The sequence below is a fragment of the Pararhodobacter zhoushanensis genome, assembly GCF_003990445.1.
In the GTDB taxonomy this organism is placed as follows: domain Bacteria; phylum Pseudomonadota; class Alphaproteobacteria; order Rhodobacterales; family Rhodobacteraceae; genus Pararhodobacter; species Pararhodobacter zhoushanensis.
Map to the genome: position 1 here is coordinate 282635 of NZ_REEZ01000003.1, position 16150 is coordinate 298784.

Below are 16150 nucleotides of genomic sequence, written 5' to 3' on the forward strand. Positions count from 1 at the left end.
CCATTTTCTGTCTGAAAATATCCACGGGAGGAGTCCAGAGGAGGGGGCGTGCCCCCTCCTCTGGCGGGGGAGCGCGAGGGGCGCGCAGCCCCTCGCATTCCCCGGTCTCAGTCCATCCCGCGGGTGATGGTCCTGGGCGACAACAGCCCGCGCTGGATGGCAATCACCACGACCGCGATGACCAGCCCGCCCAGATCGGTCATCCAGCCGCCCTTGATCATCCCCAGCGCGCCGATCAGGGTGATCACCCGCAACACGGTGTTCAGCCGTCCGAACATCCAGCCCTGCACCGCCGAGGCCATCATGTAGATGCCGAACAACGCCGTGACAAAGACGTGCAGGATGTCGATCCATTCGCCCTGCATCAGCATCTCGGACGAATAGAAGAACATGAACGGCACGACAAAGGCAGCGAGGCCGAACTTGAAGCTTTCGACCGAGGTCTTCATCGGATCCGATTGCGCAATCGCGGCGCCGGCATAAGCGGCCAGCGCCACCGGGGGGGTAATGGCCGAGATCACCGCGTAGTAGAAGATGAAGAAGTGGGCGGTCAGCGGATCGATCCCCATGCGGATCAGGCCCGGCGCGATCACCGCAGCCGCCACGGCATAGGCCGCCGTTGTCGGCATCCCCATACCAAGGATGATCGCCACCAGCATGGCAAACATCATGCCAACCAGTTGGCTTTGCCCCGCAAGGCTCAGCAACAGCGACGAGAAGCGGGTGCCGATCCCGGTCAGCGCGATGACGCCGACGATGACCCCGGCTGCCGCACAGACGGCGACCATCTGCAGCGCCATACGGGCGGCGATCTCGAGACCCCAGAAGATCTCTTTGATGCCCATCTTGGTCGGGGTCAGCCAGCTGACCATTGCCGCCGCTGCCATTGACAACGTGCCTGCGCGGATCACCGAATAGCCCATGAACAGCGCGCCGATCAGGATGATGATCGGGATGAACAGGAACACCCGTTTCAGCATCAGTCGGAACGAGGGAAGCTGGTCGCGCGGCAGGCCCTTCATGTTGTGCTTCAGCGCTTCCTTGTCGACCATGAAATAGACCGACACGAAATACAGGATCGCCGGGATCAGCGCCGCGATGGCGATGTCGCGGTAGGGGATGGCGGTGATTTCCGACATGATGAACGCACCGGCGCCCATGATCGGCGGCATGATCTGCCCGCCGGTCGACGCCGCAGCCTCGACCGAAGCTGCCGTTTGCGGCCTGTAGCCGACCTTCTTCATCAGCGGGATGGTCAGCGAGCCCGTCGCCACGACGTTACCCGCCGAGGTGCCGTTAATCATCCCCATAAGCCCCGAGGCGAACACCGCCACCTTGGCCGGACCGCCCCGTGAGCCACCGGCGGCGGCGAAGGCGAAGTTGACGAAATACTCACCGACCCGCGACGCCTGCAGGAAGGCGGCAAAGGCGATGAACAGGATGATATAGGTCGACGAGATCGAGGTGGTGGGCCCGAGGATGCCGTTATCGGTATAGATAAAGGCGAAGAACCGCGCCGGTGCATAGCCGTTGTGGAACAACACGCCCGGCAGCCACGGTCCGAGGAAACCATAGGCGATGAACACCGCGACGATGATCACCAGTGCCAGGCCTGCCAGCCGCCGGGTCAGTTCCAGAATCAGCACGATCCCGGCGATCGAGGCCCACATATCATTGGGATGCGGAAAGACCTGAGCGCGGATGCGCAGGAAATCGGCGTGGAGGATAATGTAGAGCGCGACGATCACCGCAGCCAGCGACAGTAGGTTGTCGGCCCAGCTCAGCGTCGTGCGGCGGCGGGTCGGGGCGCTCCACGAGGCCCCCAGCGCCAGCAGCGTACCGCCGATCAGCGGATAGCCAAAGGTGAAGAGGTGTTTGGTCGCCGGTGCGCCCGTGGTCACCAGATCACCCATGATCCACATTGCCGCCAGTTGCCCGCCAGCCACGGCCAGCAGCACGGCCGCGCCGAGCGTCAGGGCGCGTTCGGTCACGCTGAGCGACGCATCCGCGCCGGTGTCGGGCAGCCCGCGCGCGGCGTAGAGCACAAAGCCAAGCGCCAGACCGCCACCGACGTGGATCAGGCGGTACACCCAGGGTTCCAGCGGGTAGACGTTCATCACGAAGATATGGAAGCTGGTATACAGCACGCAGAGCGCTGCCATAGCCAGGCCCAGATTGCCGCCGAAGACGCGCTGGTTGGACGAGATTACCTCATCATCGACCCCTTCAGCGATGGTCTCGGATGCGATTTCAGGTTCGGCCGCAGTGGCCGCAAGCTTGGTTGTCGACATGGGAATCCCTCCGCCCCTTATCAAAAAGGCCGGGGCAGTTGTTCTGCTCCCGGCCCCATGGTGTCTGGCTGCCGATCAGCCGCGCAGGTTTTCGGGGATCTCGATCCCGTGCTCTTGATAGTAGCGCACGGCTCCGGGGTGGAACGGCATGAAGGTGTTGTTCAGCACGTTGTCCATGATGGTTTCCGCAGCGGCACGGTGGATTTCCATCATGCGGTCGGGGTTCTCCATCACCAGCTTGACGATCTCATAGGCCAGGCTTTCCGGCATCGAGGCGTTGGCGATGGCGTAGTTCCACATCGAAACCGACTGCTGGTCATAGTCGTGACCGGGGTAGGTGCCCGCCGGGATGTTCAGCGGTGCGACTTCGGGATGAGCGGCCAGCAGGGTGGCCAGTTCGGATTCGGTGAAACCGAACATGCGCACGTCAGCCTCGGCTGCCAGCTGCGAGAAGGCCGAGATCGGCACACCGGCAGCAAAGGCGAAGGCGTCGATCAGACCGTCTTTCAGCTGACCGGCAGCATCGGCAGCCCCGGCGTTCGACACGTTGGCGTCAACGCCCAGCGTCTCCAGGAAGCGCGGCCAGTAGGTGCCGGGCGTGCCGCCCGCCGGGCCGACCGAGACGCGACGACCAGCCAGTTCGGTGACCGAGGTGATGCCCGAGTTGGCCATCGTGATCACCTGGAACGGCGTCTGGTACATCGGGAACAGCGCGCGCAGGTCGTGGTGCTCCAGCCCCGGGGCCAGTTCGCTGCGGCCGGTCCAGGCTTCATACGCCGGGCCCATGGTGACCAGCCCGATGGCGTGGTCGCCCAGCTGCACCAGCGTTGCGTTCTGCACCGGGCCACCGGTCACTTCGCCCGAAGCGTTGATGCCGAGGGCTTCACCGATATAGCCCGCCAGACCGTTGCCATAGACGAAATACGTGCCGCCCTGGCTGGCCGTGCCGATGGTGATCGACTGCGGCCAGTCCGTGCGATCCTGAGCGACGGCGGGGGCGGCGGTAATCAGCGCGGCAGCGGCCAGCGCCGTGAACTTGAACAGACTCATGATAGTCCTCCCATGGACTTGGTTTGCTTTTGGCAGGCCCCGTCCGGCTCCTCAGACAGCCGGGGCATGCAGGCATCAGGCGGATCACCGGGGCGTGAAGCAAGCACGCGCAACGGCGCCGCGCGAAAAAAGCGCGGGTCATGAGCGGGAAATGGGTGGATTCCGACACATCGGGCCGGGGCGTGGGTGGAATCCCGCCCGTTGGCAGGGTCAGCCGTCGGTGAAGTGGCTCTTGTCGATGCCCAGCTTCTGCATCTTCTCATAGAGCGTTTTGCGCGACAGCCCGAGCGATTCATACACCTGCTTGAGCGTCCCGCCCGAGGCGATCAACGCCCGCACGATCTCGTCCCGCTCGAACGCCGCAACCCGGTCGGACAACCGGCTGCCCGGCGCGGGGCCGGTGTCCGGCAACTCGGACGGCGCTTCGATCCCCAGCCCCAGCGCGCTGCGCTCGGCGGCGTTGCGCAGCTCGCGCACATTGCCAGGCCAGTCGCGACCCAGCAGCGCCTCGACCAGCGCCGGGGTCGGCATTGTCGGCTCGACGCGGTGACGGCCTGCGGCCTCGGCCAGCAGGCGGGCGAACAGAAGCGGAATATCCTCGCGCCGGGCGGTCAGCGGCGGCACGGTCAGGCTGACCACGGCGAGGCGGTAGAACAGGTCGGCGCGGAAGTGCCCGGCCTCGACCTCGGCCTCCAGCGGACTGCGCGAGGTGGCGATGAAGCGGATATCGACCGGCCTTGCCTCATTCGCGCCAAGGGGCTGGATCGTGCGCTCCTGAATGACGCGCAACAGCTTGCCCTGCACCGCCAGCGGCATCGAGCCGATGTCATCCAGCAGCACCGTTCCCCCGCGCGCATGCTCGAACCGGCCATAGCGCGCCCGCATCGCGCCGGGAAACGCGCCCGGCTCGTGGCCGAACAGCTCGCTTTCGATTTGCGCTTCGGGCAGGGCGGCGCAGTCGATGGCGATGAAGGGCTTGGCTGCTCGCGCCGACAGATCGTGCAAGGCGCGTGCGACGATCTCCTTGCCGGTGCCGGTCGCTCCGGTGATCAGCACATCGGTTTCCGCCGGGCCGATCGTGCGCATCCGGCGACGCAGGTCGATCATCGCATTCGAGCGCCCGACCAGCCGTTGCTCCAGATCGTCCTTTTGCCCCGCCGCCGCGCGCAACACCCGGTTTTCCAGCACCAGCCGCCGGTAATCGAGCGCCCGCGCGCAGGTTTCGGCCAGTTGCGAGCCGGAGAATGGCTTCTCGATGAAGTCATGCGCCCCTTCGCGCATCGCCCGCACGGCCAGCTGCACATCCGAATGCCCGGTGATCAGGATCACCGGCACCTCGCGGTCGATGGCGTGGATCTGGTTCATCAGGCTGATGCCGTCGAGCCGCGGCATGCGAATGTCGGTCACGACGATGCCGGTGAAGCCAAAGCCGATCAGGGCGGGCACATCCTCGGGCTGGTCGGTATCGGTGACGTCGAACCCGGCCAGATCGAGGCTCTGCGCGGTGGACAGGCGCAGGTCGGGGTCGTCATCGACCAGCAGGATACGTCCGCGCGTCATCGGGCCTCGTGCGCCAGCGGCAGGGTCAGGGTGAACTCGGCGCCGCCTTCAGGGCGGTTGCGCACGGAGAGGGTGCCGCCGAAGTCATGCACGATATTATAGGATATCGACAAGCCCAGACCCAACCCCTTGCCGACCCCTTTGGTCGAGAAGAACGGATCAAAGATCCGCTCGACCAGCTGCGGTGCAACGCCCGGTCCGCTGTCGGCGATGGTCATCACGGCGGTGCCGCCTTGGGCGCGGGCGCGCAGGGTGATGCGGCGCTGATCGGTGGATTCGACGGCGTCGATGGCGTTGGACAGGATATTCACCAGGACCTGCTGCAAGCGCACCGGCCCGGCGCGTACCCAAAGCGGTGGCAGATCCAGTTGCAGATCGATGCGTTGCGCGCGCAGCCGCCAGCCGATGATCTCCTGCACCGCTGCCACGGCCTCGGGTAGCGAGACATCCGAGAGCTGCGCATTTGGCTTGCGGGCAAAGTTGCGCAGATGTTTGGACAGATCGCCCATCCGGCCGATCAGCGCCAGAATCCGCTCGATATTGCTCTTGGCATCCTCGATCCGGCCCCGCTCGATCAACAGCTGCGCGTTCTCGGCAAAGTTGCGGGCCGCGCCCAGCGGCTGGTTGAACTCGTGGCTCAGCGCCGCCGACATCTGCCCCAGCGCGGCCAGCTTGCCCGCCTGCACCAGATCGGCCTGCGTCGCGCGCAGCTGCGCTTCGGTCGCAGTGCGCTCGGCCACCTCGCCGGCCAGCTGGTGGTTGACCGAGGCCAGCTCGCGCGTGCGCTCCTCGACCCGGCGTTCCAGTTGCGCGCGCGCTTCGGATTGCAGCGCCATCCGCTCGCGCAGCCGGGCGCGGCGTTGCAGCACAATGACCGCGCCCAGCACGGCCAGCCCGGCCAGCAACCCGGCCAAGGCCAGCCGCGTCAGTGCCTGCTGACGCGCGGGCAGGGTGTTGATGAGCACCTGCACGGTCCAGTCGGCCTCGGGCATGCGCTCGGACAGGATGCGGTATTCGGCGCTGCCACCGGGTTGGCTGATCCGCCAGAGCGCGCCGCCGTCTGTGCCCGACAGCCGCGTCAACGGCAGCTCGCGCAGCACGCGGTCGGCGTAGCGCCGGGTGCTGCGCGTGCGCGCCAGACGTTCGGGCGTCAGCGGGCGGGTGGCACCAAAGGTCCAGTCGGGCTCGGTCGACATGAACACGATGTCTTCGGGATCGGTGACGATCACCTCGGTGCCCGAGCCGCGCCAGCCCTGCTCGATGGCGTCCAGATCCAGCTTGATCACCAGCACGCCCGCGATCTCGTCATCCACATACACCGGCGCGCCATAGTAATAGCCCCGCACCAGCGAGGTCGTCCCCAGCGCGTAAAAGCGCCCGTCGCCCTGGCTCAGAGCATCGGTGAAATAAGGACGATACGCGAAGTTGTGGCCGATGAAGCTGAGCGGCTGGTCGAAATTCGACGCCGCCAGCGTGTCACCGTCGAGGTTCATCACATAGATGTCGGTCGCCTGCAGCAGCCGTGCGGTGTCGCGCAGATAGAGATTGGCCGCCTGTACGCGGCCGGTATTGACCGGCGCGCGCAGCAAGGTGTGAAAAACCGGGTTCTGCGCCAGCAACCCCGGCAGCCGGTCAAAGCGGCGCAACTGCCCGTTCAGCGCCGCCACCGCCAGATTGAGTGTGCTTGTCCCGCGCTCGGTCAGTTCGGCCAGCGCCGCGCGGTGCAGCCGCTGATAGGCCAGCGAGCCCAGTCCCAGCGCCAGCATCATCGCCAGCACCCCCAGAACAGCCCAGACGCCAGTGCGGCTGGGCGCGGGACGCAAGAGGCTGGGGGCGGGTGCTTGGGTCATACGACCCTCTTAACACGCAAGATCCGCGCGCCCATAGTCCCATCATCTTGTTCCAAATACTCAAAACACCCCGGCGCAGTCTGCGCCCCGCCGGGGTGGGGCGCCTACTCGTTCGGACGCACCCGCGCCGCGGACTTATCGGCAAAGGCTGCCAGACGCCCCCGGCTGGCCGGCTGGGTGTTGACGATGCCCGCGACCACGGACTCCATATAGGCTGCATCCATCGCCGACATGTTCTGCAGATGGCTGATCGCCGAGCAGATGGCGAAGTTCGAGAGGGGCGGGTTGGAAATGGCGGCGCGGGCCAGCTCATAGGCCTTGGCCTCGCTGTCCTCGACCAGATATTGCGCAAGGCCGAGCGCGATGGCTTCCTCGCCCTGATAGACCCGACCGGTCAGCATCATGTCGATCATCCGCGCCTTGCCGACCAGATCGGCGACGCGGATCGTCGCCCCGCCGCCGGTGAAGAGGCCGCGCTGGCCTTCGGGCAGGGCGAAATAGGTGGTGGCATCCGCCACCCGGATATGCGCCGACGAGGCAAGTTCCAGCCCGCCGCCCACGACAGCGCCCTTGAGCGCGGCAATGACCGGCACGCCGCCGTATTCCATCTTGTTGAACGCCTCGTGCCAGCGCAGGCAGACATGCATGAACTCTTCCGGGCGGCGGTCTTCCTGATGGTGCTCGACCAGATCGAGCCCGGCGCAGAAATGCGTGCCTGCGGCCTTGAGCACCACCGCCCGCACGCCTGCGCGCGGCACGGCGGTGAAAATGTCGATCAGCTCATCCACCGTGGCGGCGTTGAGTGCATTGCGCTTGTCGGGCCGGTTCAGGGTGAGGGTGGCGATGCCCTCGGCATCGACCTCGAGCGTGGTAAAGGTGAGATCGAGGTCGTCGAGACGTTTCATAATGGTCCTCCGCGTTGCCCAAAAGGGTAGGGGGCACGCGCCGGGCTTGTCCAGCGGCGACGTTGCGTTCTGCCATGCCGCGGGTTTTCGTCCGGCCTGCTCTTGTGATTGCCGACCGGCTGCGGCATTTTGCAAGAAACTTCGGAGCCTTGCATGACCGACACCTTTCTGCGCATGACCCGCAACGGGACCACGGCGAGCGAAAGCCGCCCGGCGCCCGAGAAACTGGTCTCGGGCAACCCGATCCATACCAGCTGGGATATCGAGGATCGTGACGGTCTTTATGCGGGCCTGTGGCAATCCACCCCCGGCGCGTGGCGTGTCAGCTATGACGAGTGGGAATATTGTCACATTCTGGCGGGTCACTCTGTGCTGACCGACGCCGAAGGCACCCGCCACGAATTGCGCGCCGGTGACAGCATCATCCTGCGGCCCGGGTTCACGGGTGTGTGGGAAGTGGTGCAGACCACGCTCAAAAATTACGTGATCAAGGAGTGAGCAAGGCCGGGGGGCTGCCGCCCCCCGGGCCCCCTGCCCAGAGGAGGGGGCACGCCCCCTCCTCTGGACTCCTCCCGTGGATATTTGAGGACAGAAAATGCACGGGCGTTGGCGCTTTTCCTTTACAGGCGGGGTGCTATGTATCTTCTGACCCTTAGAACGGACGACCGATGACCCAGCGTTTTCGCCTGACCCTGGCCCAGCTGAACCCTACGGTGGGCGCGCTTGACGCCAATGCCCAGACCGCGCGCCGGGTGTGGGGCGAGGCCAAGGCGGCCGGGGCCGATATGGTCGCCTTCACCGAGATGTTCGTCACCGGCTATCAGACGCAGGATCTGGTGATGAAGCCCGCCTTTGCCCGCGCGGCAATGGCCGCGGTTGAGGCACTGGCGGCGGATTGTGCCGATGGCCCGGTGATCGGGATTGGCGGGCCGCTCTTGGACGGCGGGCAGCTTTATAACGTCTATTACATTCTCGACGGGGGGCGCATCGCGTCGGTGGTGAAGAAGCACCATTTGCCCAACGAGATGGTCTTTGACGAAAAGCGTCTGTTTACCCCCGCCGATATTTCCGGCCCCTACCGCGTCGGCCCGTTGCGCATCGGCACGCCGATCTGCGAGGATGCCTGGCACGAGGATGTCGCTGAGGCGCAGGCTGAAAGCGGCGCGCAGATCCTGCTGGTGCCCAATGGCTCGCCCTATTCGCGCGCCCGTCATGACACGCGGTTGGGGCTGATGGTCAGCCGGGTGGTCGAGACGGGGCTGCCGATGGTCTATCTGAACATGGTCGGCGGGCAGGATGATCAGGTGTTCGACGGCACCTCGTTCGTCCTGAATCCGGGAGGGCAGCTGACCCACCTCATGCCCGGTTTCCTTGAAACCATCACACATGTCGACTTTGTCGAAACCGCCGACGGCTGGCGTGCCGAAGACGGTGAGAAAACCCCGCTCGCAGATGACTGGGAGCGCGATTACCACGCGATGGTCACCGGAACGCGCGACTACCTGCACAAGTCGGGCTTCAAGCGTGTGCTGCTGGGGCTCTCGGGCGGCATCGATTCGGCGATCGTGGCGACGATTGCGGCGGATGCGCTGGGGCCACAGAATGTGCATTGCCTGATGCTGCCGTCGGAATACACCTCGGCCCATTCGCTGGAGGACGCCGCAGCGGTGGCCAAGGCGCTGGGCACGAAACTGGACACCGTGCCGATTTCCGGCGCGCGCGCCGCGGTGACCGAGGCTTTGGCACCGCTGTTTACCGGCCTCGCACCCGATGTGACCGAAGAAAACATCCAGTCCCGCCTGCGCGGGCTGCTGCTGATGGCGATCTCGAACAAGACGGGCGCGATGTTGCTGACCACCGGCAACAAATCGGAAATGGCCGTCGGCTATGCGACGATCTACGGCGACATGAACGGCGGCTACAACCCGATCAAGGATCTCTACAAGACCCGCGTGTTCGAGACGTGCCGCTGGCGCAACGCGAACCACCGCCCGTGGATGCTGGCCCCTGAAGGCACCGTCATCCCGCCGCGGGTCATCGACAAGCCGCCCTCGGCCGAGCTGCGCGAGGACCAGAAGGACGAAGACAGCCTGCCGCCCTATCCGGTGCTGGACGCGATATTGGAAGGGCTGGTCGAGCGCGAATGTTCGGTGGCCGATCTGGTTGCCGAAGGGTTTGAGCGCGAGACGATCAAGAAGGTCGAGCATCTGCTGATGATTTCCGAGTGGAAACGCTTCCAGTCCGCCCCCGGCACGCGCCTTACCACGCGCGCCTTCTGGCTGGATCGGCGCTATCCCATGGTAAACCGCTGGCGCGATCCGTCCTGATCTCTCCGATGCAATGCGGGGATTTTTACTAAAATTGTCCGCATTGCGCGCCACGCCCGCCTCAACTTTATGCCCCAAATATCCTCAGGGGGTGAGGCCGCAGGCCGAGGGGGCGGAACGGCCCCTTCCGGGCGGCGACCCGCAGCGCGGGTCGCCGCCCGGGTCGCCCAGGGGCCAGCGCCCGCTTCGGGCGCTTGTCCGGGGGCGAAACGCCCGCCCGCTCGGCCCAATCTGCCTTGTTTTCGGCAAGTTGATGTCGCGCAGGGCAAGTCCCGCTGCCATCGGGCTTTTCTTGTGCCCCCGTTGGCGCTATCCTCACGCGCAAAGATCCGCGCCTGTTTGATGGGCGACAAGGACAAGCACGGGCAAGGGCCATCCGGCCGGGATCCTGCGCATAAGGGGCATGAGGGCAGAATGGATCGAACAGTCAGCACCGCATTTCCGCGACTGGCCGCTACGCCGGTCTTGGCGTTAGCGGCTGCTCTGTCGCTGGGCGCCTGCCAGATGACGCAAGGCGCCGGCGACGGGGCCGCGATGACTAGCGGCGTGCCGCAGGCGTCTGGAAACAGTGAGCGGGTGATCGAGCGCGATGTCGAAGCGCCCGAGGTATTTCAAGTCGATGAAGCGGGTCTCTGGGACGGTCGTCCGTCGCTGGGCGGCGTCTGGGTCGCCCACCCGACAGCCCATGACCCCGAGCGCGTGCTGATCCGAAACACCACCACCGGCGCTACGGTGATCGGCGCGCTGTTCCGACGCGAACGCGAGAATCCCGGACCGCGCTTTCAGGTCTCGTCCGAAGCCGCGAACGCCTTAGGCATCCTGGCCGGTGCGCCCACCGATATCGAAGTGACCGCCCTGCGCCTGCAGCGCGTCGAAATGGAGATCGACCCGGCCCCCGAACCCGCCACCGCAGCGGGCGAGACGCTGGCCATTGCGCCGGTCACCACCGCGCAGGCACCTGCCACGGCGGCGCCGGTTCCGGCGGGCGCACCGCAAGGGCAGGTGGCGATCACCGACGCCGATGAAGCCCCGCGCCGGGGTCTGCGCGATCTGTTCCGTCGCCGCGCGCCTGATCCCGCGCCGGTTGCCATTGCGCAATCCACGCTGGCACCGGCTGCGGGCACCGCTGCCGCCGCCGCTCCGCAAGCCGCCGCCCCTGCATCCGAGCGTCGCGGTCTCTTCGGTCTGTTCCGCCGCCGCGAACCCGAACCTGCGCCCGACACCACGATGATCGCCTTGCCGGATGTCACCGGCACGCAGACCGCCGCAACCGCGCCGTTGCAGGCACCGGCCGCAGCCCCCGTGCAGCCCGCGCCGCGCATCGACCGGCCCTTCGTGCAGATCGGTATCTTCAGTGTCGAGCAGAACGCGATCAACGCCCGCGCGCAGATGCAGCAAGCGGGTCTGACGGCGGATATCCGGCGCGGTCAGGTGGGCGAGAACCAGTTCTGGCGCGTCGTCGTCGGCCCGGCCAGCACCACAACCGAGCGCGGCCAGATGCTGCAACGGGTTCGCGGGCTGGGATTCGCCGATGCTTACGCGGTTGTGCGCTGAGCGGGTTTGAAACCCGCCCCCAAATAACGCTACACTCGCGCGCGACGGTCGGCCCTGATGGGCCGGTCCCTCGTGTGCTTGCCTCAAGGAGACACCCATGCCGCTGATGCGCCTGTTGACCGCTTGCGTTGTCGTTATCGCCAGCGCGACAGCCAGCCTGGCCCAGTCGCCCTATGGCGGCCGCGCGCCGAACTTCTACATTTACGACTTCGGTTCGGGGCAGGTTCTGGCCCAACAGAATGCTGATATCCCGCTGCCGCCGGCGTCGATGTCCAAGCTGATGACTCTGGCCATGCTGTACGACGCCCTGTCCGAGGGCCGCGTGTCGCTGGATACCACGTGGAACGTGTCGACGCATGCGCATGAGATGGGCGGCTCGTCGATGTTCCTCGAAACCCGCGACCGCCCCACGACCGAGGATCTGATCCGCGGGCTGGCGGTTGTGTCGGGCAATGACGCCGCCGTTGCGATCGCCGAAGGTCTTGGTGGCACCGAGGCTGCCTTCGCGCAAATGGCGCAGCTGCGCGCCGAGCAGATCGGCATGACGCAGACGACGATTGCCAATGCTTCGGGCTGGCCCGATCCGCGCCACCGCATGAGCCTGCATGATCTCGGTGTTCTGGCGACCTACCTGATCGAGGATCACGCCGATCTCTATCATTATCTGGGCGAAACCGAATTTACCTGGAACGGCATCACCCAGCCCAATCGTGTGCCGCTGTTGGGCTCGGGGTCGGGCGTCGATGGGCTCAAGACCGGCCATACCGAAGAAGCCGGGTACTCGCTTGCCGGTTCGGCGCGTCAAGGCAGCCGCCGCATCGTTTATGTCTTTTCGGGCCTGAACAGCACCGCCGAGCGGGCCGAAGAATCCGAGCGCATCATCACCTGGGCCTTCCGCCAGTTCGTTGAGCGTGACGTGCTTGAAGAGGGGCAGGCCGTCGCACAGGCGGATGTCTGGATGGGCACCCAGTCCACCGTGTCGCTGGTCGCGTCAGCCGATCTGGCCGTGCTAGTTCCGGCGATCCAGCAAGGCGATATCGTCTCGCGGGTGGAGTACGACGGCCCGCTGGCAGCACCGATCGCGCAGGGTCAGGAAGTCGCGCAGCTGATCGTCGAGGTGCCGGGCCTGCCCAACCCCTTCACGCTGCCTCTTGTCGCCGGAGAGGCGGTGCCTGAGGGCGGCTTCATGCCCCGCATGCGCACCGCCGCTTTGATTCTGGGCGAAAATCTGGGTCTGGTCACGCCGTGACATCCGGACATCGCGGGGTGTTTGTCACGTTCGAAGGCATCGACGGCTCAGGCAAGTCGACGCAGGCGCGGCTGCTGGCCGATGCCTTGCGCGCTCAGGGCCGGGATGTGGTGCTGACGCGTGAGCCGGGCGGCTCGCCGGGGGCCGAGGAGATCCGCAGGCTGGTGCTGGAAGGCGATCCTGACCGCTGGTCCGCCGAGACCGAGATCCTGCTCTTCACCGCCGCCCGCCGCGACCATCTGGAACGCACCATCGAACCGGCGCTGGTCGCCGGGCAGGTGGTGGTCTGCGACCGTTTCGCCGACAGCACGCGGATGTATCAGGGCCTGTCACGGGGCGATCTGCGCGCGCTGGTGGATCAGCTGCACCGCCTGATGATCGCGCGCGAACCGGATCTGACCGTGCTCATCGACATGGACCCCGAGGTCGGCCTTGCCCGCGCCAAGGGACGGCACGGGACCGAGGAACGGTTTGAGGATTTCGGCCCCGCGCTGCAACGTCAGATGCGCGCCGGCTTTCTGGCGCTGGCCGCTGAATTCCCCGACCGGTTTCGCGTGATCGACGGCGCGCGTCCGCTGGACGCAGTCGCCGCCGACGTGCTGGCGACCGTCGGCGCTGCGTTGGATATGCCCGCGCATGGCTGAGGCGGCCGAACCCGACCGCATCGACGGCGCGCCGCATCCGCGCGATACGCGGAAGCTTTACGGGCAGGAGGATGCCGAGCAACGCTTTCTCGACGCCTTCGCTCAGGACCGGCTGCACCACGGCTGGCTGATCACCGGCCCGCGCGGCATCGGCAAGGCAACGTTGGCGTGGCGGCTGGCGCGGTTTCTGCTGGCCACCGAGCCGGGCGGCGGGCTGTTTGGCGCGCCGCAGTCATTGGATGTGGACCCCGACCACCCGGTCTCGCACCGCATCGCGGCGGGGTCTGAGTCTGGCCTGTTGCCGATCCGCCGTGCCGTTGACGACAAGACCGGCAAGCTGAAAACCCAGATCACCGTCGATGAAGTGCGCAAATTGCGCGACTTTTTCGGGCTGTCTTCGGCCGAAGGGGGCCGCCGTGTGGTCATCGTCGATGCCGCCGACGAGATGAACCCCAACGCCGCCAACGCCCTGCTCAAGCTGCTCGAAGAGCCGCCGGCGGGGGCGATGCTGCTTTTGGTCGCGCATCAACCCTCGCGTCTGTTGCCCACCATCCGCTCGCGCTGCCGCGAGCTGCGGCTGCATCCGCTGAACCCCGATGCCATGTCGCGCGCGCTGGAGCAGGCGCTCGGAGAGGTCACGCATGCCGAGGCTTTGGCCGAGCTTTCCGGCGGCTCGGTCGGCGAGGCGATCCGTGTGCTCAACGGCGGCGGGTTGGAGCTCTATGCAGCAATTGTGGACATTCTCTCGGATCTTCCCCGCCTCTCGCGGCCTGCCGTGTTGAAAATGTGCAATTCTCTTGGGGGCCGCGAAGCCGAACCCCGCTTCGATCTGACCGTCCGCCTGCTCGACCTTGCGCTAGCCCGTCTGGCCCGCGCCGGGGCCACGGGCCAGCCCCTGATCGAAGCCGTGCCGGGCGAAGCCGCGCTCGCCGCGCGTCTGTCGCCTGACGCCCGCGCCGCCCGCCGCTGGGCCGAGCTCGCCGCCGATCTGGGCGCCCGCGCCCGGGCAGGACGGGCCGTCAACCTTGACCCCGGCGCGCTGGTGCTGGATATGTTCCTGCGATTGGAATCCGCGGCGCTCAAGGCGGCGGGATGAACTTCCGGAACGCCCGATGACCTCACAGACCGCCCCCGAAATCGTCGACAGCCACACGCATCTCGACTTCCCCGAGTTCGACGGCGAGCACGACGCGCTGATCGAGCGCGCCCGCGCCGCGGGCGTGTCGCGCATGGTGTCGATCTGCACCAAGCTGGAACGCGAACCGATCGTGCGCGCGCTGGCCGAAAAGTACCCGGAAGTCTACTACGCTGCCGGGATCCATCCCATGTCGGCTGACAAGCAGCCGGTCGTCGCGGTCGAGACCCTCACCGCACTGGCCGCGCATCCCAAATTCGTCGCCATCGGCGAGACCGGGCTGGACTACCACTACACCCCCGAAAGCGCCGGTATCCAGCAAAAGAGCCTGCTGGTGCATATCGAGGCCGCGCGCCAGACCGGCCTGCCGCTGATCATCCATGCCCGCGACGCGGACGCGGATATGGCGCGCATCCTGACGGCCGAGCACCGCGCCGGAGCCTATAGCTGCGTGATGCATTGCTTCTCGTCCGGGCCGGAACTGGCGCAGGCGGCGCTCGATCTGGGCTTTTACCTGTCTGCGTCGGGCATCGCCGCCTTCCCGAAAAGCGCCGAAGTCCGCGAGATCCTTGCCGCCGCCCCGCTGGACCGGTTGCTTGTGGAAACCGACGCGCCCTATCTCGCGCCGCCACCGCACCGCGGACGGCGCAACGAGCCGTCCTATGTCGCCCTGACCGCCCGGATCGTCGCCGAGAAATTTGGCCTGAGCTACGAAGACTTCGCCCGCCAGACGACCGAGAATTTCGACCGGCTGTTCACCAAGGCGAGGGCCGCCTGATGGCCTTGCTGCGCGCCACCATTCTGGGCTGCGGCTCGTCCGGCGGCGTGCCGCGTCTGGGCGGCGAATGGGGCGCCTGCGATCCCACCAATCCGCGCAACCGCCGCCGCCGCTGCTCGCTTTTGGTCGAGCGGATCACGCAGGAGGGTACCACGCGCGTGCTGATCGACACCACGCCCGACATGCGTGAGCAATTGCTGGATACCGGCGTCGGTACGCTGGACGCGGTGGTCTACACCCACAGCCACGCCGACCACGTCCACGGCATCGACGATCTGCGCATGGTGGTGTTCAACACGCGCAAACGGCTGCCGGTCTGGGCCGACCACCCGACGCAGGACGCGCTGTTGTCACGCTTCGGCTATGCCTTCGTGCAGCCCGCCGGGTCTCCGTATCCGCCGATTCTGGACCTCAACACCATCGACGGGGATGTGACCATTTCCGGCGCGGGCGGTCCGCTGGTGCTGACGCCGTTCCGCGTCGACCATGGCAGCATGGACGCGCTGGGTTTCCGCATCGCGGGGCTGGCCTATCTGCCTGATGTGGTCCGCATCCCCGAGACAAGCTGGCCGGTGCTGAACGGGCTCGATTGCTGGATCCTCGATGCGCTGCGCTATAAACCGCATCCCACCCATGCGCATGTCGATCTGGCCCTCGAATGGATCGCGCAGGCAGCCCCCCGTCAGGCAGTGCTGACCAACATGCACGTCGATCTCGACTACGAGCGCCTTGCGGCCGAGACACCCGCGCATATCACGCCGGCCTATGACGGCATGGTGCTGGAGTTCCCCCTGTGAACCGGGGCCG

The 16150-nt window shown here is 66.4% G+C and carries 13 protein-coding genes; 8 read left to right on the forward strand and 5 right to left on the reverse strand.

Annotated elements, in window-relative coordinates:
* Positions 1-107 precede the first annotated feature (107 nt).
* The 5 genes from EAE28_RS09515 to EAE28_RS09535 all read right to left on the reverse strand — a co-directional run bounded on the left by EAE28_RS09515 (position 108) and on the right by EAE28_RS09535 (position 7656).
* Entirely contained in the window at positions 108-2291 is a 2184-nt protein-coding gene (locus EAE28_RS09515) for a TRAP transporter permease (RefSeq protein ID WP_127105614.1), read from the reverse strand.
* 75 nt (positions 2292-2366) lie between these two features.
* Complete coding sequence (locus EAE28_RS09520; RefSeq protein WP_127105615.1) at positions 2367-3341, reverse strand: TAXI family TRAP transporter solute-binding subunit; 975 nt, start codon at positions 3339-3341, stop codon at positions 2367-2369.
* 210 nt (positions 3342-3551) lie between these two features.
* The gene (locus EAE28_RS09525; RefSeq protein WP_127105616.1) at positions 3552-4901 is read right to left on the reverse strand and encodes a sigma-54-dependent transcriptional regulator; all 1350 of its coding nucleotides are present in this window, start codon (positions 4899-4901) and stop codon (positions 3552-3554) included.
* Positions 4898-6751: a sensor histidine kinase gene (locus EAE28_RS09530; protein WP_127105617.1), complete on the reverse strand. Its 1854-nt coding sequence runs from the start codon at positions 6749-6751 to the stop codon at positions 4898-4900. Before EAE28_RS09530 ends, EAE28_RS09525 begins: the two co-directional genes overlap by 4 nt.
* Before the next feature lie 104 nt (positions 6752-6855).
* Positions 6856-7656 carry a crotonase/enoyl-CoA hydratase family protein gene (locus EAE28_RS09535; protein WP_127105618.1) on the reverse strand — a complete coding sequence of 267 codons (801 nt, stop codon included), beginning with the start codon at positions 7654-7656 and terminating at the stop codon, positions 6856-6858.
* A gap of 153 nt (positions 7657-7809) precedes the next feature.
* Here EAE28_RS09535 and EAE28_RS09540 point away from each other — a divergent pair, with 153 nt between their 5' ends.
* The 8 genes from EAE28_RS09540 to EAE28_RS09575 all read left to right on the forward strand — a co-directional run bounded on the left by EAE28_RS09540 (position 7810) and on the right by EAE28_RS09575 (position 16140).
* On the forward strand, positions 7810-8154 hold the full coding sequence (locus tag EAE28_RS09540) for a cupin domain-containing protein (RefSeq protein ID WP_127105619.1): 345 nt from the start codon (positions 7810-7812) through the stop codon (positions 8152-8154).
* A gap of 170 nt (positions 8155-8324) precedes the next feature.
* Positions 8325-9983 carry an NAD+ synthase gene (locus tag EAE28_RS09545; protein ID WP_127105620.1) on the forward strand — a complete coding sequence of 553 codons (1659 nt, stop codon included), beginning with the start codon at positions 8325-8327 and terminating at the stop codon, positions 9981-9983.
* Positions 9984-10397: 414 nt separating this feature from the next.
* Positions 10398-11537: an SPOR domain-containing protein gene (locus EAE28_RS09550; RefSeq protein ID WP_127105621.1), complete on the forward strand. Its 1140-nt coding sequence runs from the start codon at positions 10398-10400 to the stop codon at positions 11535-11537.
* A gap of 97 nt (positions 11538-11634) precedes the next feature.
* Positions 11635-12786, forward strand: a complete 1152-nt coding sequence (locus EAE28_RS09555; protein ID WP_127105622.1) for a D-alanyl-D-alanine carboxypeptidase family protein — start codon at positions 11635-11637, stop codon at positions 12784-12786.
* On the forward strand, positions 12783-13430 hold the full coding sequence (gene tmk, locus EAE28_RS09560) for a dTMP kinase (protein ID WP_127105623.1): 648 nt from the start codon (positions 12783-12785) through the stop codon (positions 13428-13430). Before EAE28_RS09555 ends, tmk begins: the two co-directional genes overlap by 4 nt.
* Positions 13423-14526: a DNA polymerase III subunit delta' gene (locus tag EAE28_RS09565; RefSeq protein ID WP_127105624.1), complete on the forward strand. Its 1104-nt coding sequence runs from the start codon at positions 13423-13425 to the stop codon at positions 14524-14526. Before tmk ends, EAE28_RS09565 begins: the two co-directional genes overlap by 8 nt.
* 16 nt (positions 14527-14542) lie before the next feature.
* A complete protein-coding gene (locus EAE28_RS09570; protein WP_127105625.1) occupies positions 14543-15343 on the forward strand; it encodes a TatD family hydrolase in 801 nt (266 codons plus the stop codon).
* Positions 15343-16140, forward strand: coding sequence for an MBL fold metallo-hydrolase (locus tag EAE28_RS09575; protein ID WP_127105626.1), 798 nt, complete (start codon positions 15343-15345; stop codon positions 16138-16140). The genes EAE28_RS09570 and EAE28_RS09575 overlap by 1 nt, the downstream gene beginning before the upstream one ends.
* Positions 16141-16150: the final 10 nt, after the last annotated feature.